The sequence below is a fragment of the Streptomyces sp. NPDC054794 genome, assembly GCF_053611585.1.
In genome coordinates, this window is record NZ_JBSHAQ010000030.1 from 43,184 (window position 1) to 60,400 (window position 17,217).

Genomic DNA, 17,217 nt, shown 5'->3' on the forward strand with positions numbered 1-17,217 from the left:
TCTCAAGCTCTGACCGCTCCCCGGTACGCGAAAGCGGGCCCGCCCCGAAGGGCGAACCCGCTTCCCGCGTCAGAGCCTCAGGCGTCCTTGGACTCCTCGGCCGGAGCCTCGGTCTCCTCGACCTGGGTCTCCTCGGCCTTGGCCTCCTCGGCCTCCTTGACCGCACGCTTGGTGGCGGCCTCGGCCTCACCGGTCGCCTGCTGGGCGACCGTCAGCGCCTCGACCAGCTCGATGACAGCCATGGGCGCGTTGTCGCCACGGCGGTTACCGATCTTGGTGATGCGGGTGTAGCCACCGGGACGGTTCTCGTAGCGCGGGCCGATCTCGGTGAAGAGCGTGTGCACGATGCCCTTGTCCGTGATGACCTGGAGCACCTGGCGGCGGTTGTGAAGGTCACCCTTCTTCGCCTTGGTGATCAGACGCTCGGCGTACGGGCGCAGGCGGCGGGCCTTCGCCTCGGTGGTGGTGATACGGCCGTGCTCGAAGAGGCTCTTCGCCAGGTTCGCGAGGAGCAGCTTCTCGTGCGCGGCGCTGCCGCCCAGACGGGCACCCTTGGTGGGCTTCGGCATTGTTCTTCTCCTGTGTGTCTGCCCCGGCCGTACCAGGTACCGGGGTCAGTATCTGAGCAGACGGTTGTCTGTCAGAGATCCGGGGCCCTTCCGGGCCCCGGAGGTGGAACACGCTCAGTACCGGATCAGTACTGCTCGGTCTCCACGAAACCCGCGTCCGCGTCGTCGTCGGCGCCGAAGGCGTCGGCAGCGGCCGTGGGGTCGAATCCGGGCGGGCTGTCCTTCAGGGCCAGGCCCATGCCGGCCAGCTTCGCCTTGACCTCGTCGATCGACTTCGCACCGAAGTTGCGAATGTCGAGGAGGTCGGCCTCGGAGCGGGCGACGAGCTCACCCACGGAGTGGATGCCCTCACGCTTGAGGCAGTTGTACGACCGAACGGTGAGTTCCAGCTCCTCGATCGGCAGTGCCAGGTCGGCGGCCAGGGCGGCGTCCGTCGGGGACGGACCCATGTCGATGCCCTCGGCGTCGATGTTCAGCTCGCGGGCGAGACCGAACAGCTCGACCAGGGTCTTGCCGGCCGACGCCATGGCGTCGCGCGGACGCATGGCCTGCTTCGTCTCGACGTCGACGATCAGCTTGTCGAAGTCGGTGCGCTGCTCGACACGCGTGGCCTCGACCTTGTACGTGACCTTGAGCACCGGGCTGTAGATGGAGTCGACCGGGATACGGCCGATCTCCTGGCCCACCTGCTTGTTCTGTACGGCGGAGACGTAGCCGCGACCGCGCTCGACGGTCAGCTCCATCTCCAGCTTGCCCTTGCCGTTGAGCGTGGCGAGGACCAGGTCGGGGTTGTGCACCTCGACACCGGCCGGGGGCGCGATGTCGGCGGCGGTGACCAGACCCGGACCCTGCTTGCGCAGGTACATCACGACCGGCTCGTCGTGCTCCGAGGAGACGACCAGCTGCTTGATGTTGAGGATCAGGTCGGTGACGTCCTCCTTGACGCCCGGCACGGTGGTGAACTCGTGCAGGACACCGTCGATGCGGATGCTGGTGACAGCGGCACCCGGGATCGAGGACAGGAGGGTACGGCGAAGGGAGTTGCCGAGGGTGTAGCCGAAGCCCGGCTCCAGCGGCTCGATCACGAACCGGGAGCGGAACTCGTCTACGACCTCTTCGGTCAACGAGGGGCGCTGAGCGATCAGCATGTGTGGATCAGATCCTTCTTTCGTGGACGCCCGCTATTTGACGCCCTACGGAAACCGCACCCGTGAAAAGTGCGGGTACTGCAAGGGTACGGGCGGCACGGCCCCTACGGAGCCGTACCGCCCGGACCCTGAGCCAGACGAAGGCCGTGCGTCAGACGCGGCGGCGCTTCGGCGGACGGCAGCCGTTGTGCGGGGTCGGGGTGACGTCCTGGATGGAGCCGACCTCAAGACCCGTGGCCTGCAGGGAGCGGATCGCGGTCTCACGACCGGAGCCCGGGCCCTTGACGAACACGTCGACCTTGCGCATGCCGTGCTCCTGGGCGCGGCGGGCAGCCGACTCGGCGGCCATCTGCGCGGCGAACGGCGTGGACTTCCGGGAGCCCTTGAAGCCGACGTGGCCGGCGGAGGCCCAGGAGATCACGTTGCCGGACGGGTCCGTGATCGAGACGATCGTGTTGTTGAACGTGCTCTTGATGTGCGCGTGGCCGTGAGCGACGTTCTTCTTTTCCTTGCGGCGCACCTTCTTGGCAGCGCCCTGACGTCCCTTGGGGGGCATCTACTAACTCCTACGGGAGGTGGTCGGTCCTACAGCGAAGACCGTGGACAGGTGTCCGCTGCGGACTACTTCTTGCCCGGCTTCTTCTTGCCGGCGATGGCGCGACGCGGGCCCTTGCGGGTACGAGCGTTGGTGCTGGTGCGCTGACCGCGGACGGGCAGACCGCGACGGTGACGCAGACCCTGGTAGCAACCGATCTCGACCTTGCGGCGGATGTCGGCCTGGATCTCGCGACGGAGGTCACCCTCGGTCTTGATGTTGTTGTCGACGTACTCGCGGATGGCGACCAGCTGCTCTTCGGTCAGGTCGCGAACACGGGTGTTCGGGTCGACGCCGGTCGCAGCCAGCGTCTCCTGCGAGAGCGTCCGGCCGATGCCGAACACGTAGGTGAGGGCGACCTCCACGCGCTTTTCGCGCGGGATGTCAACACCGGAAACGCGTGCCATTCAATGGCTCCTGGTGATCTTCGGAGGTCTTCCACAGGACCGGATCCCAGTCGCCGTACCAGGTACGAACTGGGTCCCCGGCCTCCGGACCGGGGGTGTCAAGCCGTGACGGCTTGGGCCCTGCGTATGAACAAATTCAGCTTGCGTCGCGCGAATCTCTGCGATGGATGCAGAGGGATCGGTCGTGCGTCAGCCCTGGCGCTGCTTGTGGCGCGGGTTCTCGCAGATGACCATGACCCGACCGTGACGGCGGATCACCCTGCACTTGTCGCAGATCTTCTTGACGCTCGGCTTGACCTTCATGGGATTGAGGTTCTCCGGGTCAGTTGCCGGCAGCCCCGCTCACACGGGACGTGGGCAAGATCTACTTGTAGCGGTAGACGATCCGGCCACGCGTCAGGTCGTACGGAGACAGCTCCACCACGACCCGGTCGTCAGGGAGGATGCGGATGTAGTGCATACGCATCTTGCCGCTGATGTGTGCCAGGACCTGGTGGCCGTTCTGGAGCTCGACCTTGAACATGGCGTTCGGCAGAGACTCGACGACAGTGCCCTCGATCTCGATGGCACCTTGCTTCTTGGCCACGCTTCGCCCTTCGAATCGACTACCTTGATCGACTCTCCTGCTTTCCCTTGCGGGCGCATGCGGACATGCGGATGCACGAGAGCCGACGAGTCAGTCTACGTCAGCGCACCCTGAAACACGAATCGGGGGAGTCTGCCCGGCATACAAGATCGGTATGCACGGGAAAAGGGGCCCGGTGCGATGCCGGGCCCGAACCTTGACCCGGGGGCCTCGTCAGGCGAGCGGGTCGGGGGCCGCCGTGACGCCGTACTCGGCGAGCTTGGCCCTGCCGCAGTCCGGGGCGGTGAGGACCAGCGGACCCTCGGGGGTGAGGGCCACCGAGTGCTCCCAGTGGGAGGACCAGGTGCCGTCGGTGGTGATGACCGTCCAGTCGTCTTCGAGGACCTCGGTCTTCGGGGTGCCGAGGGAGACCATCGGTTCGATCGCCAGGCAGATGCCGGGCACCAGCTTGGGGCCCTTGCCGCGCCGGCGGTCGACGTAGTTGAGCAGGTGCGGGTCCATGTGCATCTCGGTGCCGATGCCGTGGCCGCCGTAGTCCTCGATGATGCCGTAGCGGCCGCCGCCGGGCTTCGGCTGGCGGCGGATGTACGTCTCGATGGCCCGGGAGACGTCGACGAGCCGGTTGCCCTGCTTCATGGCCGCGATGCCGGCCCACATCGACTCCTCGGTCACCCGGGAGAGCTCGACCAGCTCCGGAGCGTGACCGGAGCCCACGAAGGCGGTGAAGGCGGCGTCGCCGTGCCAGCCGTCGACGATCGCGCCGGCGTCGATGGAGATGACGTCGCCGTCCTTGAGGACGACGTCGTCGGACGGGATGCCATGGACCACGACGTCGTTCACCGAGGTGCAGATCGTCGCGGGGAAACCGCCGTAGCCGAGGAAGTTCGACTTGGCGCCGTGCTCCGCGATCACCTTGCGGGCGACCTCGTCCAGGTCCTTGGTGGAGGCTCCGGGCACCGCGGCCTCCCGGGTGGCCGCGTGGATCGCGGCGACGACCAGTCCCGCCGCCCGCATCTTCGCGATCTGCTCGGGGGTCTTGATCTGCACCATGGGGGGCCTGCGCTCTCCGTCACTCACGTCAACCGATTACGTACACAACAGTACGGCCGCGACACCCTGGGGTCCCCCCGGACCAGGTCCGGGAGAAGGGCACCGCGGCCGGTACGGCCCGAGATCTACTTCTCGTCGTTCTCGTCACGCGTGAGCGCCGCCAGCGCCCGCTGCGTGATCTCGTCCACCGGACCCAGCGAGGAGATGGTGACGACCAAGCCCTGCGCCTTGTAGTAGTCGATGATCGGCTCGGTCTGCGTGTGGTAGACCTCCAGCCGCTTGCGGACGGTCTCCTCGGAGTCGTCGTCGCGCTGGTACAGCTCGCCGCCGCAGACGTCGCAGACGCCTTCCTTCTTGGCCGGGCTGTACGTCACGTGGAAGACGTGGCTGGAGTCCTTGCGGCAGATGCGGCGGCCGGCGATGCGCTTGACCACCTCTTCCTCGGGGACCTCCAGGTCGAGCACCGCGTCGAGCTTGATGCCCTCGGTCCTGAGCAGCTCGTCCAGCGCCTCCGCCTGCGAGACGTTGCGCGGGAAGCCGTCGAGCAGGAAGCCGTTCTCGGCGTCCGGCTGCTCCATGCGGTCCTTGGCCATCGCGATGGTGACCTCGTCCGGGACGAGGTTTCCGGCGTCCATGTAGGACTTCGCGAGCTTTCCGAGATCCGTCTGTCGGCTGATGTTGGCCCGGAACAGGTCGCCCGTGGAGATGTGCGGGATCTTCAGCTTCTCGGCGAGGCGAACGGCTTGCGTTCCCTTACCGGCACCCGGCGGCCCGACGAGGACGATACGCATCAGCGGAGGAACCCTTCGTAATTGCGCTGCTGGAGCTGGCTCTCGATCTGCTTCACCGTCTCAAGACCGACACCCACGATGATGAGGATGCTGGTGCCACCGAAGGGGAAGTTGTTCGTCGCCCCGAACCCGACCAACGCCATTGTTGGAACGAGAGCAATCAGACCCAGATACAGCGAACCCGGCCAGGTGATCCGGTTGAGCACGTAGCTCAGGTACTCAGCGGTCGGTCGGCCAGCCCGGATGCCCGGGATGAAGCCACCATACTTCTTCATGTTGTCGGCGACTTCCTCGGGGTTGAAGGAGATCGCCACATAGAAGAACGCGAAGAAAACGATGAGCAAGAAGTACGAAGCGATGTAAATCGGGTGATCGCCCTTGGTCAGGTTCTGCTCGACCCAGGTCTTCCAGCCCGACTTGCCCCCCGCGAACTGGGCGACCAGTGCGGGAATGTAGAGCAGCGACGAGGCGAAGATGACGGGAATCACACCCGCCTGGTTCACCTTGAGCGGGATGTACGTCGACGTTCCGCCGTAGGACCGGCGGCCGATCATGCGCTTGGCGTACTGCACCGGAATGCGACGCTGAGCCTGCTCGACGAAGACCACCAGGCCGACCATGACCAGGCCGACCGCGATCACGGAGCCGAACTCGATCCAGCCTCCGGCCAGGGTGCCCTGCTTCTTGATGGCCCACAGGGCGGTCGGGAAGGTGGCGGCGATCGAGATGAACATCAGGATCGACATGCCGTTGCCGATACCGCGGTCGGTGATGAGCTCACCGAGCCACATGACGACGGCCGTACCGGCGGTCATGCAGATGACCATCGTGATCGTGGTGAAGATCGACTGGTCCGGAACGATCTGGCTCGCGGTCGGGCAGCCGGAGAACAGGGCACCACTGCGGGCGGTGGCCACCAGGCCCGTGCCCTGCAGGATGGCCAGCGCCACCGTCAGATAGCGCGTGTACTGCGTGATCTTCGCGGTGCCGGCCTGGCCCTCCTTCTTGAGGGCTTCCAGGCGCGGGATCACCACGGTCAGCAGCTGCAGGATGATGCTCGCCGTGATGTACGGCATGATGCCGAGCGCGAAGATCGTGATCTGCAGCAGCGCCCCGCCACTGAACATGTTCACGAGACCGAACAGGCCCTGGTTACCACTGGCCTGCTCGATGCACGTCTGCACGTTCTTGTAGTCGACGCCCGGGATCGGAATGTGGGTGCCGACCCGATACACCACGATGATGCCGAGCGTGAAGAGCAGCTTCTTACGCAGGTCGGGCGTCCTGAACGCCCGGGCGAACGCGGTGAGCACGGTTCCTCCTGCGACCCCCGCGGCGCGCGCGACAGGGACTAGTCGTATCAACATGGCCCAGCGGGCCGAACGATGTTTTCTACCACCCCGTCGCCCTACGACGCATCACGCGCGGACACAGGTGGACCTCAAGGACTCTAACAGTGCGTACGCAGCCTGGTGAAGTTCGCCTGCCCGTAAGGCCGGTCGACGGCGCTCACGGATGGCTGGATCTTCCCTCAAGCCACTCAAACACCTTTGACAACGTTCGAACGACCCGAATAGTTTCCCGGGGATCGAAAAAATGATCTTGTGCGGGAGGATCTCCCGCACAGGAACGGGGAGGTTCCATCATGCGCACTGTGACGCACAAGCTGTTGGCGACGGCCGCCGTCGCCGTGACCGCGACGCTCGGCGTGGCCGCCACCGGCACGCCCGCCTTCGCGTCGACCAACGCGTCGGTCTACACCACCGAGGGCCACAAGGCCGGCATGGGCAACTTCGCGGGCGACGCCAGCCCCAGCAGCTCCAAGGAGCGCTGGAATGCCTGCGACCACCGCAACGACGGCTACTGGACCGTGACCACGATCTCCTGGGACGGCGGTCACAAGCACAGCGTGACCGACAAGGGCGAGAACGACGGCGAGTGCAAGCTCCGCGACGACGTCAACATCCCGGAGGAGAAGAAGGTGACGCTCACCGTGTGCCTCCAGAAGGGCGCCCACGGCCGGCTGAAGTACTGCAAGTCCACCACCGCCAAGGCGTGAGCGGGCAGGTCTGACCACCGAAAGCCGGTGTCCGCGCGGTCAGCGTCGGACACCGGCTTTCGTGTGCGCGTACGGGCCGCACACCGGCATCCGGCGGATATACAGCAAGGCCGGGCAGCTCCCCGAAGGGAACTGCCCGGCCCAGGTGCTTGAGCGGCAGGGCCGCCCGGGCTCAGACGAGCTCGGTGACCGTACCGCCGGCGGCGGTGATCTTCTCCTTGGCGGAGCCGGAGACGGCGTCGACCGTCACCTGCAGCGCCACGGAGATCTCGCCCTGGCCGAGGACCTTGACGAGGCTGTTCTTGCGAACGGCACCCTTGGCCACCAGACCCTCGACGGTGACCTCGCCACCCTCGGGGTACAGCGCGGCCAGCTTGTCGAGGTTCACGACCTGGAACTCGGTCTTGAACGGGTTCTTGAAGCCCTTCAGCTTCGGGAGGCGCATGTGGAGGGGCATCTGGCCACCCTCGAAGCGCTCCGGAACCTGGTAACGGGCCTTCGTGCCCTTGGTACCACGACCGGCCGTCTTACCCTTCGACGCCTCACCACGACCGACACGGGTCTTGGCGGTCTTGGCGCCCGGGGCGGGACGGAGGTTGTGGATCTTGAGCGGGTTCTGCTCCGCCATGATCAGTCGACCTCCTCGACCGTCACGAGGTGGCGGACGGTGTGCACCATGCCGCGGAACTCGGGGCGGTCCTCCTTGACGACCTGCGTGTTGATGCCCTTGAGACCAAGGGAGCGCAGGGTGTCGCGGTGGTTCTGCTTGCTACCGATGTAGGACTTGACCTGCGTGATCTTCAGCTGAGCCATCACGCACCCGCCCCGGCACGCGCACGCAGCAGGGCCGCGGGGGCGACGTCCTCCAGGGGCAGACCACGGCGGGCCGCGATCTCCTCGGGACGCTGCAGACCCTTCAGGGCCTCCACGGTCGCGTGCACGATGTTGATCGCGTTGTCGGAGCCGAGCGACTTCGACAGCACGTCGTGGATACCGGCGCACTCGAGCACGGCACGCACCGGGCCACCGGCGATAACGCCGGTACCGGGGGACGCGGGCTTGAGCAGCACGACGCCGGCAGCCTTCTCACCCTGGATCGGGTGCGGGATGGTGCCCTGGATCCGGGGGACCTTGAAGAAGTGCTTCTTGGCCTCCTCAACGCCCTTGGCGATGGCGGCCGGCACCTCCTTGGCCTTGCCGTAACCGACACCCACGGTGCCGTCACCGTCGCCCACCACGACCAGCGCGGTGAAGCTGAAGCGACGACCACCCTTCACAACCTTGGCGACGCGGTTGATCGCGACAACGCGCTCAACGTACGCGGTCTTCTCGGCGGCAGCAGCGCCGCCGTCACGGCCCTTCCGGTCCCGCCGCTCGCCGCCACCGGCACCGCCACCGCGGCGCTGGGGTCCAGCCATTGGAATTACCTCTCTCTGTTTCCGCTAGCTACGGCAGGCTCAGAACTTGAGCCCGGCTTCGCGGGCGGCGTCCGCCAGGGCGGCGATGCGCCCGGCGTACTGGTTGCCACCACGGTCGAACACGACAGCCTCGACACCGGCGGCCTTGGCACGCTCGGCGACCAGGGCGCCGACCTGCTTGGCCTGCGAGGACTTGTCGCCCTCGCCACCGCGGACGGACGCGTCCAGGGTGGACGCGGACGCCAGGGTGTGGCCCTTGAGGTCGTCGATCACCTGCGCCACGATGTGGCGGTTGGAGCGGGTCACGACCAGACGGGGACGCTCCGCCGTACCGGAAAGGTTCTTACGGATCCGGATGTGACGGCGCTTGATCGCGGCGCGCTTGTAGGCGTCGCCCTTGAGGATCTTCTGCCCGTATGCCATGGCTTACTTACCCGCCTTTCCGACCTTGCGGCGGATGACTTCGCCCTCGTACTTGACGCCCTTGGCCTTGTACGGGTCGGGCTTGCGCAGCTTGCGGATGTTGGCCGCAACCTCGCCGACCTTCTGCTTGTCGATGCCCTCGACCTGGAAGCGGGTCGGGTTCTCCACCTTGAAGGTGATGCCCTCGGGCGCCTCGACGACGATCGGGTGGCTGTAGCCGAGCGCGAACTCGAGGTTCGAGCCCTTGGCCGTCACGCGGTAACCGACACCGCTGATTTCGAGCTTCTTCACGTAACCCTGGGTCACGCCGGTGATCATGTTCGCCACCAGCGTGCGGGACAGGCCGTGGAGGGCCTTGTTCTGACGCTCGTCGTTCGGACGGGTGACGTTGAGCACGCCGTCCTCACCCTTGACGATGTCGATCGGCGCGACGACGGTGTGGGTCAGCGTGCCCTTGGGGCCCTTGACCGAGACCGTACGGCCGTCGATGGTGACGTCCACGCCGGCGGGAACCGTGATGGGGAGCTTGCCAATACGCGACATAGCTGTTTCCTCCGTTCCCTTCCGCTACCAGACGTAGGCGAGGACTTCCCCACCCACGCCCTTCTTGCCGGCCTGCTTGTCGGTGAGGAGCCCGTGCGACGTGGAGATGATCGCCACGCCCAGGCCGCCGAGCACCTTCGGCAGGTTGGTGGACTTCGCGTACACCCGGAGACCGGGCTTGGAGATCCGCTTGATGCCCGCGATGGAGCGCTCACGGTTCGGGCCGAACTTCAGCTCGAGGACGAGGTTCTTGCCAACCTCGGCGTCCTCGACGCTCCAGCCCGTGATGAAGCCCTCCTGCTGGAGGATCTCCGCGATGTGAGACTTGATCTTGGACGCCGGCATCGTCACGGAGTCGTGGTATGCCGAGTTCGCGTTCCGCAGACGCGTAAGCATGTCTGCGATCGGATCAGTCATGGTCATGAATTGGCCTTCGGCCTCTCTCGCCGGGGTTTCCTGGTGCGCCATCCCTCTCCCCGATCCGAGACGGGACGGGTGCGGCGCGGTGGACCTACGGCGTAGTAAGTCGTACGGGCGACCGTCAGGCGCCCAACCCTCCAAGCCTAAGCCATGGAGAGGAGGGCACCTGACACGCCCATTGCTTACCGAGAGCCTCTGGAATCCCTAAAAGCGGGGACTACCAGGAGCTCTTGGTCACGCCCGGCAGCTCGCCACGGTGAGCCATCTCACGAAGGCACACGCGGCACAGGCCGAACTTGCGGTACACGGAGTGCGGACGGCCGCAGCGCTGGCAGCGGGTGTAGCCACGCACACCGAACTTGGGCTTGCGAGCAGCCTTAGCGATCAGAGCCTTCTTCGCCATCTCGCTCACGCCTCCTTGAACGGGAAGCCGAGGTGACGAAGGAGCGCGCGGCCCTCAGCGTCGTTGGTCGCCGTGGTGACCACGGTGATGTCCATACCCCGGACACGGTCGATCTTGTCCTGGTCGATCTCGTGGAACATGACCTGCTCCGTGAGACCGAAGGTGTAGTTGCCACGGCCGTCGAACTGCTTGGGGGACAGGCCGCGGAAGTCGCGGATGCGCGGCAGCGCGAGCGACAGGGTGCGGTCCAGGAACTCCCACATGCGGTCGCCACGGAGCGTGACGTGGGCACCGATCGGCTGACCCTCACGCAGCTTGAACTGCGCGATGGACTTGCGGGCCTTGGTGACGGCCGGCTTCTGACCGGTGATCGTGGTGAGGTCGCGGATGGCGCCATCGATCAGCTTGGAGTCGCGGGCGGCGTCGCCCACACCCATGTTGACCACGATCTTGACGAGGCCGGGAACCTGCATGACGTTCTCGTACTTGAACTCGTCACGCAGCTTGCCCGCGATCACCTCGCGGTACTTCTGCTTCAGACGCGGAGTGGTGGTGGTAGCCATCAGATGTCCTCACCCGTCCGCTTGGCAACGCGGATCTTGTTGCCCTCGTCGTCGAAGCGGTAACCGACACGCGTGACGACCTTGTTGCCGTCCTTCTCCACGACGAGCTGAACGTTGCTCACGTGAATCGGGGCCTCGGTCGTGACGATGCCACCGGCCTGCGAACCGCGAGCGGTCGGACCGGCCTTGGTGTGCTTCTTGACCCGGTTGACACCCTCGACCAGGACGCGGTCCTCGCGGGGGAAGGCCGCGATGACCTTGCCCTGCTTGCCCTTGTCCTTACCGGTGATGACCTGGACCAGGTCGCCCTTCTTGATCTTCATGCTTACAGCACCTCCGGCGCGAGCGAGATGATCTTCATGAACTTCTTCTCGCGCAGCTCACGGCCGACCGGGCCGAAGATACGGGTGCCGCGAGGGTCGCCGTCGTTCTTCAGAATGACGGCGGCGTTCTCGTCGAAGCGGATGTACGAGCCGTCCGGACGGCGGCGCTCCTTGACGGTGCGAACGATGACCGCCTTGACGACGTCACCCTTCTTCACGTTGCCACCGGGGATCGCGTCCTTGACGGTGGCGACGATGACGTCACCGATGCCCGCGTAGCGGCGACCGGAGCCACCGAGCACACGGATGCAAAGGATTTCCTTCGCACCAGTGTTGTCGGCGACGCGCAGTCGCGACTCCTGCTGGATCACGTCTATCTCCTGTTTGTCTGCCGGTTCCCCGGGGGCCGCTCAGCGAGCGGCCCCCGGAGCCTGGCGGAACTGTCCTGCGAGGGATGCCCCGCAGGAGAATTACTTGGCCTTCTCGAGGATCTCGACGACGCGCCAGTGCTTGCTGGACGACAGCTTCCGGGTCTCCATCAGGAGGACGCGGTCGCCGACGCCGGCAGCGTTCTGCTCGTCGTGCGCCTTGAGCTTGTTCGTACGGCGGATGACCTTGCCGTACAGCGCGTGCTTCACGCGGTCCTCGACAGCGACGACGACGGTCTTGTCCATCTTGTCGCTGACGACCAGACCCTCACGGGTCTTGCGTGCGTTCCGCTCGGTCTGCTCAGTCACGTTCTTCTCGCTCATCAGGCGTTCTCCACCGTTTCGATGCCCAGCTCACGCTCGCGCATCAGGGTGTAGATCCGCGCGATGTCCTTGCGGACCGCCTTCAGACGGCCGTGGTTCTCGAGCTGACCCGTCGCCGCCTGGAAGCGGAGGTTGAACAGCTCTTCCTTGGCCTCGCGGAGCTTGCCCAGAAGCTCCTCGTTGCCCAGCTCGCGCAGCTCGGACGCCTTGGTACCGGCCGACATCACGCTTCACCTGCCTCGCGCTTGACGATCCGGCACTTCATCGGCAGCTTGTGGGCCGCACGAGTCAGAGCTTCACGCGCAATCTTCTCGTTCGGGTAGGACAGCTCGAACATCACCCGACCCGGGTGAACGTTCGCGATCCACCACTCCGGCGAACCCTTACCGGAACCCATGCGGGTCTCGGCGGGCTTCTTGGTCAGCGGACGGTCCGGGTAGATGTTGATCCAGACCTTGCCGCCACGCTTGATGTGGCGGGTCATCGCGATACGAGCCGCCTCGATCTGGCGGTTCGTCACGTATGCCGGCGTGAGGGCCTGAATGCCGTACTCGCCGAACGCGACAGTCGTACCGCCCTTGGCCTGACCACGGCGCTTCGGGTGGTGCTGCTTGCGGTGCTTGACCCTACGGGGGATCAGCATGTCGGTCAGGCCTCCGTTCCGGTGCTCTCAGCCGGAGCGGCGGGGGCCTCGGCCTTGGGGGCCTCGGCGCCGGCAGCCTGCTGCGGCTTGCGACCGCGCCGCTCGCCACCACGGCCACCACGGGCCGGGCGGTCGGCACCACCACGGGCCGGGCGGTTACCCGCACGGGCCGCAGCGTTCTCGGCGCGGACCTCGGCGATGTTCTTCACGTCGCCCTTGTAGATCCAGACCTTCACACCGATGCGGCCGAAGGTCGTCTTGGCCTCGAAGAAGCCGTAGTCCACGTTCGCGCGGAGCGTGTGCAGGGGCACGCGGCCCTCGCGGTAGAACTCCGAGCGGGACATCTCGGCGCCGCCGAGGCGGCCACCGCACTGGATCTTGATGCCCTTGGCGCCGGCCTTCATCGCCGACTGCATGCTCTTACGCATGGCGCGGCGGAAGGAGACGCGGGAGGAGAGCTGCTCGGCGACGGCCTGCGCAACCAGCTGAGCGTCGGTCTCGGGGTTCTTGACCTCGAGGATGTTCAGCTGGACCTGCTTGCCCGTGAGCTTCTCGAGGTCGCCGCGGATGCGGTCGGCCTCGGCGCCACGGCGGCCGATGACGATGCCCGGACGAGCGGTGTGGATGTCCACACGCACACGGTCACGGGTGCGCTCGATCTCAACCTTCGAGATACCGGCGCGCTCCATGCCGGACGTCATCATCCGACGGATGGCGACGTCTTCCTTGACGTAGTCCTTGTACAGCTTGTCGGCGTACCACCGGGACTTGAAGTCCGTGGTGACACCGAGCCGGAACCCATGCGGGTTAACCTTCTGGCCCATTACCGGGTTCCTTCCTTGCTGCTGACGACCACGGTGATGTGGCTGGTCCGCTTGCGGATCCGGTAGGCACGGCCCTGGGCGCGCGGACGGAACCGCTTCAGGGTCGGGCCCTCGTCGACGTACGCCTCGGAGATGAAGAGGCTGTCGGCGTCGGTGTGGTCGTAGTTGTGCGCGGCGTTGGCGATGGCGCTGTCGAGCACCTTGCCGACCGGCACGGAGGCTGCCTGCGGAGCGAATCGCAGAACAGCCTGAGCCTCCGTGGCATCCATGCCACGGATAAGGTCCACCACGCGGCGGGCCTTCATGGGCGTAACGCGGATGTACCGCGCCTGGGCCCTGGCTTCCATGGTTGTCCCTCTCAGTTACTTACGTGTCTGAATGCGATCCGCTGTTAGCGGCGCTTCGACTTCCGGTCGTCCTTGACGTGGCCCCGGAAGGTGCGGGTCGGCGAGAACTCGCCGAGCTTGTGGCCGACCATCGACTCGGTGACGAACACCGGGATGTGGGTCTTGCCGTTGTGCACCGCGATCGTGTGGCCGAGCATGGCCGGGACGATCATCGAGCGACGGGACCAGGTCTTGATGACGTTCTTGGTACCGGCTTCGTTCTGGACATCCACCTTCTTGATCAGGTGGTCGTCGACGAAGGGTCCCTTCTTCAAGCTACGAGGCATCTCAACCCGTCCTTAGCGCTTCTTGTTCGTCTTGCGGCGGCGGACGATGTACTTGTTCGACGCCTTCTTGGGCGAACGAGTACGGCCTTCCTTCTTGCCCCACGGGGACACAGGGTGGCGGCCACCGGAGGTCCGGCCCTCACCACCACCGTGCGGGTGGTCGACCGGGTTCATGACGACACCACGGACGGTCGGGCGAACGCCCAGCCACCGCTTGCGGCCGGCCTTACCCCAGTTGATGTTGCTCTGCTCGGCGTTGCCGACCTCACCGATGGTGGCGCGGCAGCGGACGTCGACCAGGCGGATCTCACCGGACGGCATGCGCAGGTGGGCCATCGAGCCCTCCTTCGCGAGCAGCTGCACGGAGGCACCGGCGGAGCGGGCGAACTTGGCACCGCCACCGGGACGGAGCTCGATCGCGTGGATCGTGGTACCGACCGGGATGTTGCGGATGGCCAGGTTGTTGCCCGGCTTGATGTCGGCCCCGGGACCGTTCTCGACGCGGTCACCCTGCTGCAGGTTGCGCGGGGCGAGGATGTAGCGCTTCTCGCCGTCGGCGTAGTGCAGCAGCGCGATGCGCGCGGTGCGGTTGGGGTCGTACTCGATGTGCGCGACCTTCGCCGGCACGCCGTCCTTGTCGTGACGACGGAAGTCGATCACACGGTAGGCGCGCTTGTGTCCGCCACCCTGGTGGCGAACGGTCACACGACCGGCGTTGTTACGGCCGCCCTTGCTGTGCAGGGGGCGGACCAGCGACTTCTCCGGCGTGGACCGCGTGACCTCGACGAAGTCGGCGACGCTGGCGCCACGACGGCCCGGCGTAGTCGGCTTGTACTTGCGGATTCCCATTTCTCAGTCCTCGTCCGATATCGGACGATCCGACCCGCTTACGCGGTCGGACCGCCGAAGATGTCGATACGGTCGCCCTCAGCGAGGGTCACGATCGCGCGCTTGGAGCCCGCGCGCTGACCGAAACCGGTCTTGGTGCGCTTGCGCTTGCCCTGGCGGTTGAGGGTGTTGACCCCGGTGACCTTGACCGAGAAGACCGCCTGGACGGCCTGCTTGATCTGGGTCTTGTTGGCGTCCGGGGCGACGATGAACGTGTACTTGTTCTCGTCGAGGAGCGCGTAGCTCTTCTCCGAGACGACCGGCTTCAGCAGCACGTCACGGGGGTCCGTGTACGACTTGCTCAGCGGGGTCTCGACGGTGTTCTTGCCCTCGGTGGCGTGGCGCTTCGCCTTGGCGACGCGCGCGGCCTTGGCGGCCTTGGCGGCCTTCGAGGCGATGCTCGGGTGACGGGTAGCCATCAGACCTCGGTCCCTTCGGTGTCGTTGGCCTTCGGGCCGGCGACGAAGGACTCGAAAGCGGCCTGGGTGAAGACCACGTCGTCCGAGACGAGAACGTCGTACGTGTTCAGCTGGCCCGGCTCCAGGATGTGGACCTGGGGCAGGTTGCGGGCGGACAGCCACGCGGCCTCGTCGGCGCGCTCGACGACCAGGAGCAGGTTCTTGCGCTCCGAGATCTTGCCGAACAGGCTCTTCGCGGCCTTGGTGGACGGGTTCGCACCCTCGACCACGCCGGAGACGACGTGGATGCGGTTGTGACGCGCCCGGTCGGTGAGGGCGTGACGCAGAGCGGCAGCCTTCATCTTCTTCGGGGTGCGCTGCGAGTAGTCACGCGGCTGCGGGCCGTGGACGACGCCACCGCCGGCGAACTGCGGCGCGCGGGTCGAACCCTGACGGGCGCGACCGGTGCCCTTCTGGCGGTACGGCTTCTTGCCGCCACCACGGACCTCGCCACGGGTCTTCGTCTTGTGCGTGCCCTGACGGGCAGCGGCCAGCTGCGCGACGACGACCTGGTGAAGCAGCGGAACGCTGATCTTCTCTACACCGAAGATCTCCGCGGGGAGCTCGACGGAACCGGCCTTGTCGCCCGCCGGCGAAAGGATGTCAACAGTGCTCATCGGTTACCTCAGGCCCCCTTGGCCGCGGTGCGGACCAGGACGAGGCCGCCGTTCGGACCGGGAACCGCGCCCTTGATGAGCAGCAGACCCTTCTCCGCGTCAACGGCGTGGACGGTCAGGTTCTGGGTGGTGACCCGCTCGTTGCCCATGCGACCCGCCATGCGGAGGCCCTTGAACACGCGGCCCGGGGTGGCGCAGCCACCGATGGAACCGGGCGAGCGGTGCTTGCGCTGGGTGCCGTGTCCGGCGCCGAGGCCCTTGAAGTTGTGACGCTTCATGACACCGGCGAAGCCCTTGCCCTTGCTCTTGCCGGTCACGTCGACCTTGATGCCGGCCTCGAACACCTCGGCGGTGATCTCCTGGCCGAGGGTGTACTCGCTGGCGTCAGCGGTACGGATCTCGACGAGGTGGCGGCGGGGAGTGACGTCGGCCTTGGCGAAGTGGCCCTTGAGGGGCTTGTTCACCTTGCGCGGGTCGATCTCGCCGAAAGCGATCTGGACGGACTCGTAGCCGTCGACATCGTTCGTACGGACCTGGGTGACGACGTTGGGGCCGGCCTTGACGACGGTGACCGGAACAACGCGGTTGTTCTCGTCCCACACCTGCGTCATGCCGAGCTTCTCGCCCAGGATGCCCTTGATCTGCTTAGCCATTCTCAGCTCACCGACCCTCAGAGCTTGATCTCGATGTCGACACCGGCCGGGAGGTCGAGTCGCATCAGAGAGTCAACGGTCTTGGGGGTGGGGTCGAGAATGTCGATCAGGCGCTTGTGCGTGCGCATCTCGAAGTGCTCGCGCGAGTCCTTGTACTTGTGCGGCGACTTGATGACGCAGTACACGTTCTTCTCAGTGGGCAGCGGCACCGGGCCCGCGACCGACGCACCAGTGCGGGTCACCGTCTCGACGATCTTCTTCGCCGAGGAGTCGATGACCTCGTGGTCGTAGGCCTTGAGCCGGATGCGGATCTTCTGTCCCGCCATGGCTACTCAATAGTCCTGTCTCTTCGCTCTGGAACCCGGTGTTCCCGTCTCCCCCTCCGACCCACGCGGTCGGGCGTGTCGCGCT

Annotated in this window: 31 protein-coding genes; 1 reads left to right on the forward strand and 30 read right to left on the reverse strand. The window is 66.1% G+C overall.

Annotation, left to right across the window (positions count from 1 at the left end):
* Nucleotides 1-77 precede the first annotated feature (77 nt).
* The 9 genes from rplQ to secY all read right to left on the reverse strand — a co-directional run bounded on the left by rplQ (nt 78) and on the right by secY (nt 6,459).
* Complete coding sequence (gene rplQ, locus ACWGKT_RS28605; protein ID WP_235456320.1) at nt 78-569, reverse strand: 50S ribosomal protein L17; 492 nt, start codon at nt 567-569, stop codon at nt 78-80.
* 125 nt (nt 570-694) lie between these two features.
* Nucleotides 695-1,717 carry a DNA-directed RNA polymerase subunit alpha gene (locus tag ACWGKT_RS28610; RefSeq protein WP_003966937.1) on the reverse strand — a complete coding sequence of 341 codons (1,023 nt, stop codon included), beginning with the start codon at nt 1,715-1,717 and terminating at the stop codon, nt 695-697.
* A 151-nt stretch (nt 1,718-1,868) separates the two neighbouring features.
* Nucleotides 1,869-2,273 (reverse strand): 30S ribosomal protein S11, encoded by a 405-nt coding sequence (gene rpsK / locus ACWGKT_RS28615; protein ID WP_003956432.1) that lies wholly within the window; start codon nt 2,271-2,273, stop codon nt 1,869-1,871.
* Between the two features lie 65 nt (nt 2,274-2,338).
* Nucleotides 2,339-2,719, reverse strand: a complete 381-nt coding sequence (rpsM, locus tag ACWGKT_RS28620; RefSeq protein WP_116148529.1) for a 30S ribosomal protein S13 — start codon at nt 2,717-2,719, stop codon at nt 2,339-2,341.
* Nucleotides 2,720-2,908: 189 nt separating this feature from the next.
* Entirely contained in the window at nt 2,909-3,022 is a 114-nt protein-coding gene (gene rpmJ, locus ACWGKT_RS28625) for a 50S ribosomal protein L36 (RefSeq protein ID WP_003998809.1), read from the reverse strand.
* 61 nt (nt 3,023-3,083) lie between these two features.
* On the reverse strand, nt 3,084-3,305 hold the full coding sequence (gene infA, locus ACWGKT_RS28630; protein WP_003948620.1) for a translation initiation factor IF-1: 222 nt from the start codon (nt 3,303-3,305) through the stop codon (nt 3,084-3,086).
* A gap of 213 nt (nt 3,306-3,518) precedes the next feature.
* Nucleotides 3,519-4,355: a type I methionyl aminopeptidase gene (map, locus tag ACWGKT_RS28635; protein WP_356148660.1), complete on the reverse strand. Its 837-nt coding sequence runs from the start codon at nt 4,353-4,355 to the stop codon at nt 3,519-3,521.
* Nucleotides 4,356-4,480: 125 nt separating this feature from the next.
* Nucleotides 4,481-5,146: an adenylate kinase gene (locus ACWGKT_RS28640; protein WP_356148662.1), complete on the reverse strand. Its 666-nt coding sequence runs from the start codon at nt 5,144-5,146 to the stop codon at nt 4,481-4,483.
* Nucleotides 5,146-6,459, reverse strand: a complete 1,314-nt coding sequence (gene secY / locus ACWGKT_RS28645; protein ID WP_235456324.1) for a preprotein translocase subunit SecY — start codon at nt 6,457-6,459, stop codon at nt 5,146-5,148. The genes ACWGKT_RS28640 and secY overlap by 1 nt, the downstream gene beginning before the upstream one ends.
* Before the next feature lie 332 nt (nt 6,460-6,791).
* Here secY and ACWGKT_RS28650 point away from each other — a divergent pair, with 332 nt between their 5' ends.
* A complete protein-coding gene (locus ACWGKT_RS28650; protein WP_356148666.1) occupies nt 6,792-7,205 on the forward strand; it encodes a hypothetical protein in 414 nt (137 codons plus the stop codon).
* A 172-nt stretch (nt 7,206-7,377) separates the two neighbouring features.
* On the opposite strand, the gene rplO is transcribed toward ACWGKT_RS28650, so the two are convergent.
* From rplO to rpsJ, 21 genes are all read right to left on the reverse strand, one after another.
* Nucleotides 7,378-7,833, reverse strand: a complete 456-nt coding sequence (gene rplO / locus ACWGKT_RS28655) for a 50S ribosomal protein L15 (RefSeq protein ID WP_023547373.1) — start codon at nt 7,831-7,833, stop codon at nt 7,378-7,380.
* A 2-nt stretch (nt 7,834-7,835) separates the two neighbouring features.
* Nucleotides 7,836-8,018, reverse strand: coding sequence for a 50S ribosomal protein L30 (rpmD, locus tag ACWGKT_RS28660; RefSeq protein ID WP_003974250.1), 183 nt, complete (start codon nt 8,016-8,018; stop codon nt 7,836-7,838).
* Complete coding sequence (gene rpsE, locus ACWGKT_RS28665) at nt 8,018-8,623, reverse strand: 30S ribosomal protein S5 (RefSeq protein WP_009190144.1); 606 nt, start codon at nt 8,621-8,623, stop codon at nt 8,018-8,020. The genes rpmD and rpsE overlap by 1 nt, the downstream gene beginning before the upstream one ends.
* A gap of 39 nt (nt 8,624-8,662) precedes the next feature.
* Entirely contained in the window at nt 8,663-9,046 is a 384-nt protein-coding gene (gene rplR, locus ACWGKT_RS28670) for a 50S ribosomal protein L18 (protein ID WP_073901437.1), read from the reverse strand.
* 3 nt (nt 9,047-9,049) lie between these two features.
* Entirely contained in the window at nt 9,050-9,589 is a 540-nt protein-coding gene (gene rplF, locus ACWGKT_RS28675; protein ID WP_235456326.1) for a 50S ribosomal protein L6, read from the reverse strand.
* 24 nt (nt 9,590-9,613) lie between these two features.
* Complete coding sequence (gene rpsH / locus ACWGKT_RS28680; RefSeq protein WP_235456328.1) at nt 9,614-10,012, reverse strand: 30S ribosomal protein S8; 399 nt, start codon at nt 10,010-10,012, stop codon at nt 9,614-9,616.
* Between the two features lie 214 nt (nt 10,013-10,226).
* Nucleotides 10,227-10,412, reverse strand: a complete 186-nt coding sequence (locus ACWGKT_RS28685) for a type Z 30S ribosomal protein S14 (RefSeq protein ID WP_003948630.1) — start codon at nt 10,410-10,412, stop codon at nt 10,227-10,229.
* Between the two features lie 5 nt (nt 10,413-10,417).
* Nucleotides 10,418-10,975, reverse strand: coding sequence for a 50S ribosomal protein L5 (gene rplE, locus ACWGKT_RS28690; RefSeq protein WP_235456329.1), 558 nt, complete (start codon nt 10,973-10,975; stop codon nt 10,418-10,420).
* A complete protein-coding gene (gene rplX, locus ACWGKT_RS28695) occupies nt 10,975-11,298 on the reverse strand; it encodes a 50S ribosomal protein L24 (RefSeq protein ID WP_003992365.1) in 324 nt (107 codons plus the stop codon). The genes rplE and rplX overlap by 1 nt, the downstream gene beginning before the upstream one ends.
* A 2-nt stretch (nt 11,299-11,300) precedes the next feature.
* Entirely contained in the window at nt 11,301-11,669 is a 369-nt protein-coding gene (gene rplN, locus ACWGKT_RS28700) for a 50S ribosomal protein L14 (protein ID WP_003998823.1), read from the reverse strand.
* Between the two features lie 99 nt (nt 11,670-11,768).
* Complete coding sequence (rpsQ, locus tag ACWGKT_RS28705) at nt 11,769-12,050, reverse strand: 30S ribosomal protein S17 (RefSeq protein WP_263211605.1); 282 nt, start codon at nt 12,048-12,050, stop codon at nt 11,769-11,771.
* A complete protein-coding gene (gene rpmC / locus ACWGKT_RS28710) occupies nt 12,050-12,274 on the reverse strand; it encodes a 50S ribosomal protein L29 (protein WP_018564811.1) in 225 nt (74 codons plus the stop codon). The genes rpsQ and rpmC overlap by 1 nt, the downstream gene beginning before the upstream one ends.
* A complete protein-coding gene (gene rplP / locus ACWGKT_RS28715; RefSeq protein WP_004927269.1) occupies nt 12,274-12,693 on the reverse strand; it encodes a 50S ribosomal protein L16 in 420 nt (139 codons plus the stop codon). Before rplP ends, rpmC begins: the two co-directional genes overlap by 1 nt.
* Nucleotides 12,694-12,698: 5 nt before the next feature.
* Nucleotides 12,699-13,517: a 30S ribosomal protein S3 gene (gene rpsC, locus ACWGKT_RS28720; RefSeq protein WP_055706471.1), complete on the reverse strand. Its 819-nt coding sequence runs from the start codon at nt 13,515-13,517 to the stop codon at nt 12,699-12,701.
* A complete protein-coding gene (gene rplV / locus ACWGKT_RS28725) occupies nt 13,517-13,864 on the reverse strand; it encodes a 50S ribosomal protein L22 (RefSeq protein ID WP_003974262.1) in 348 nt (115 codons plus the stop codon). Before rplV ends, rpsC begins: the two co-directional genes overlap by 1 nt.
* Nucleotides 13,865-13,908: 44 nt before the next feature.
* Nucleotides 13,909-14,190, reverse strand: a complete 282-nt coding sequence (rpsS, locus tag ACWGKT_RS28730) for a 30S ribosomal protein S19 (protein ID WP_003948639.1) — start codon at nt 14,188-14,190, stop codon at nt 13,909-13,911.
* Nucleotides 14,191-14,202: 12 nt separating this feature from the next.
* Nucleotides 14,203-15,039, reverse strand: a complete 837-nt coding sequence (gene rplB, locus ACWGKT_RS28735) for a 50S ribosomal protein L2 (RefSeq protein WP_353600330.1) — start codon at nt 15,037-15,039, stop codon at nt 14,203-14,205.
* Between the two features lie 38 nt (nt 15,040-15,077).
* Entirely contained in the window at nt 15,078-15,497 is a 420-nt protein-coding gene (gene rplW / locus ACWGKT_RS28740; RefSeq protein WP_235456333.1) for a 50S ribosomal protein L23, read from the reverse strand.
* The gene (gene rplD, locus ACWGKT_RS28745; RefSeq protein ID WP_356148675.1) at nt 15,497-16,153 is read right to left on the reverse strand and encodes a 50S ribosomal protein L4; all 657 of its coding nucleotides are present in this window, start codon (nt 16,151-16,153) and stop codon (nt 15,497-15,499) included. Before rplD ends, rplW begins: the two co-directional genes overlap by 1 nt.
* A gap of 8 nt (nt 16,154-16,161) precedes the next feature.
* Entirely contained in the window at nt 16,162-16,806 is a 645-nt protein-coding gene (gene rplC, locus ACWGKT_RS28750) for a 50S ribosomal protein L3 (protein ID WP_020135811.1), read from the reverse strand.
* A 17-nt stretch (nt 16,807-16,823) separates the two neighbouring features.
* Nucleotides 16,824-17,132: a 30S ribosomal protein S10 gene (gene rpsJ / locus ACWGKT_RS28755; protein WP_003948644.1), complete on the reverse strand. Its 309-nt coding sequence runs from the start codon at nt 17,130-17,132 to the stop codon at nt 16,824-16,826.
* Nucleotides 17,133-17,217: the final 85 nt, after the last annotated feature.

Coding starts and splice junctions, on each gene's coding strand:
- rplQ (WP_235456320.1), bottom strand. CDS start 569: ATGCCGAAGCCCACCAAGGGTGCCCGTCTGGGCGGCAGCGCCGCGCAC.
- ACWGKT_RS28610 (WP_003966937.1), bottom strand. CDS start 1,717: ATGCTGATCGCTCAGCGCCCCTCGTTGACCGAAGAGGTCGTAGACGAG.
- rpsK (WP_003956432.1), bottom strand. CDS start 2,273: ATGCCCCCCAAGGGACGTCAGGGCGCTGCCAAGAAGGTGCGCCGCAAG.
- rpsM (WP_116148529.1), bottom strand. CDS start 2,719: ATGGCACGCGTTTCCGGTGTTGACATCCCGCGCGAAAAGCGCGTGGAG.
- rpmJ (WP_003998809.1), bottom strand. CDS start 3,022: ATGAAGGTCAAGCCGAGCGTCAAGAAGATCTGCGACAAGTGCAGGGTG.
- map (WP_356148660.1), bottom strand. CDS start 4,355: ATGGTGCAGATCAAGACCCCCGAGCAGATCGCGAAGATGCGGGCGGCG.
- ACWGKT_RS28640 (WP_356148662.1), bottom strand. CDS start 5,146: ATGCGTATCGTCCTCGTCGGGCCGCCGGGTGCCGGTAAGGGAACGCAA.
- ACWGKT_RS28650 (WP_356148666.1), top strand. CDS start 6,792: ATGCGCACTGTGACGCACAAGCTGTTGGCGACGGCCGCCGTCGCCGTG.
- rplO (WP_023547373.1), bottom strand. CDS start 7,833: ATGGCGGAGCAGAACCCGCTCAAGATCCACAACCTCCGTCCCGCCCCG.
- rpmD (WP_003974250.1), bottom strand. CDS start 8,018: ATGGCTCAGCTGAAGATCACGCAGGTCAAGTCCTACATCGGTAGCAAG.
- rpsE (WP_009190144.1), bottom strand. CDS start 8,623: ATGGCTGGACCCCAGCGCCGCGGTGGCGGTGCCGGTGGCGGCGAGCGG.
- rplR (WP_073901437.1), bottom strand. CDS start 9,046: ATGGCATACGGGCAGAAGATCCTCAAGGGCGACGCCTACAAGCGCGCC.
- rplF (WP_235456326.1), bottom strand. CDS start 9,589: ATGTCGCGTATTGGCAAGCTCCCCATCACGGTTCCCGCCGGCGTGGAC.
- rpsH (WP_235456328.1), bottom strand. CDS start 10,012: ATGACCATGACTGATCCGATCGCAGACATGCTTACGCGTCTGCGGAAC.
- ACWGKT_RS28685 (WP_003948630.1), bottom strand. CDS start 10,412: ATGGCGAAGAAGGCTCTGATCGCTAAGGCTGCTCGCAAGCCCAAGTTC.
- rplE (WP_235456329.1), bottom strand. CDS start 10,975: ATGGCTACCACCACCACTCCGCGTCTGAAGCAGAAGTACCGCGAGGTG.
- rplX (WP_003992365.1), bottom strand. CDS start 11,298: ATGAAGATCAAGAAGGGCGACCTGGTCCAGGTCATCACCGGTAAGGAC.
- rpsQ (WP_263211605.1), bottom strand. CDS start 12,050: ATGAGCGAGAAGAACGTGACTGAGCAGACCGAGCGGAACGCACGCAAG.
- rpmC (WP_018564811.1), bottom strand. CDS start 12,274: ATGTCGGCCGGTACCAAGGCGTCCGAGCTGCGCGAGCTGGGCAACGAG.
- rplP (WP_004927269.1), bottom strand. CDS start 12,693: ATGCTGATCCCCCGTAGGGTCAAGCACCGCAAGCAGCACCACCCGAAG.
- rpsC (WP_055706471.1), bottom strand. CDS start 13,517: ATGGGCCAGAAGGTTAACCCGCATGGGTTCCGGCTCGGTGTCACCACG.
- rplV (WP_003974262.1), bottom strand. CDS start 13,864: ATGGAAGCCAGGGCCCAGGCGCGGTACATCCGCGTTACGCCCATGAAG.
- rpsS (WP_003948639.1), bottom strand. CDS start 14,190: ATGCCTCGTAGCTTGAAGAAGGGACCCTTCGTCGACGACCACCTGATC.
- rplB (WP_353600330.1), bottom strand. CDS start 15,039: ATGGGAATCCGCAAGTACAAGCCGACTACGCCGGGCCGTCGTGGCGCC.
- rplW (WP_235456333.1), bottom strand. CDS start 15,497: ATGGCTACCCGTCACCCGAGCATCGCCTCGAAGGCCGCCAAGGCCGCC.
- rplD (WP_356148675.1), bottom strand. CDS start 16,153: ATGAGCACTGTTGACATCCTTTCGCCGGCGGGCGACAAGGCCGGTTCC.
- rplC (WP_020135811.1), bottom strand. CDS start 16,806: ATGGCTAAGCAGATCAAGGGCATCCTGGGCGAGAAGCTCGGCATGACG.
- rpsJ (WP_003948644.1), bottom strand. CDS start 17,132: ATGGCGGGACAGAAGATCCGCATCCGGCTCAAGGCCTACGACCACGAG.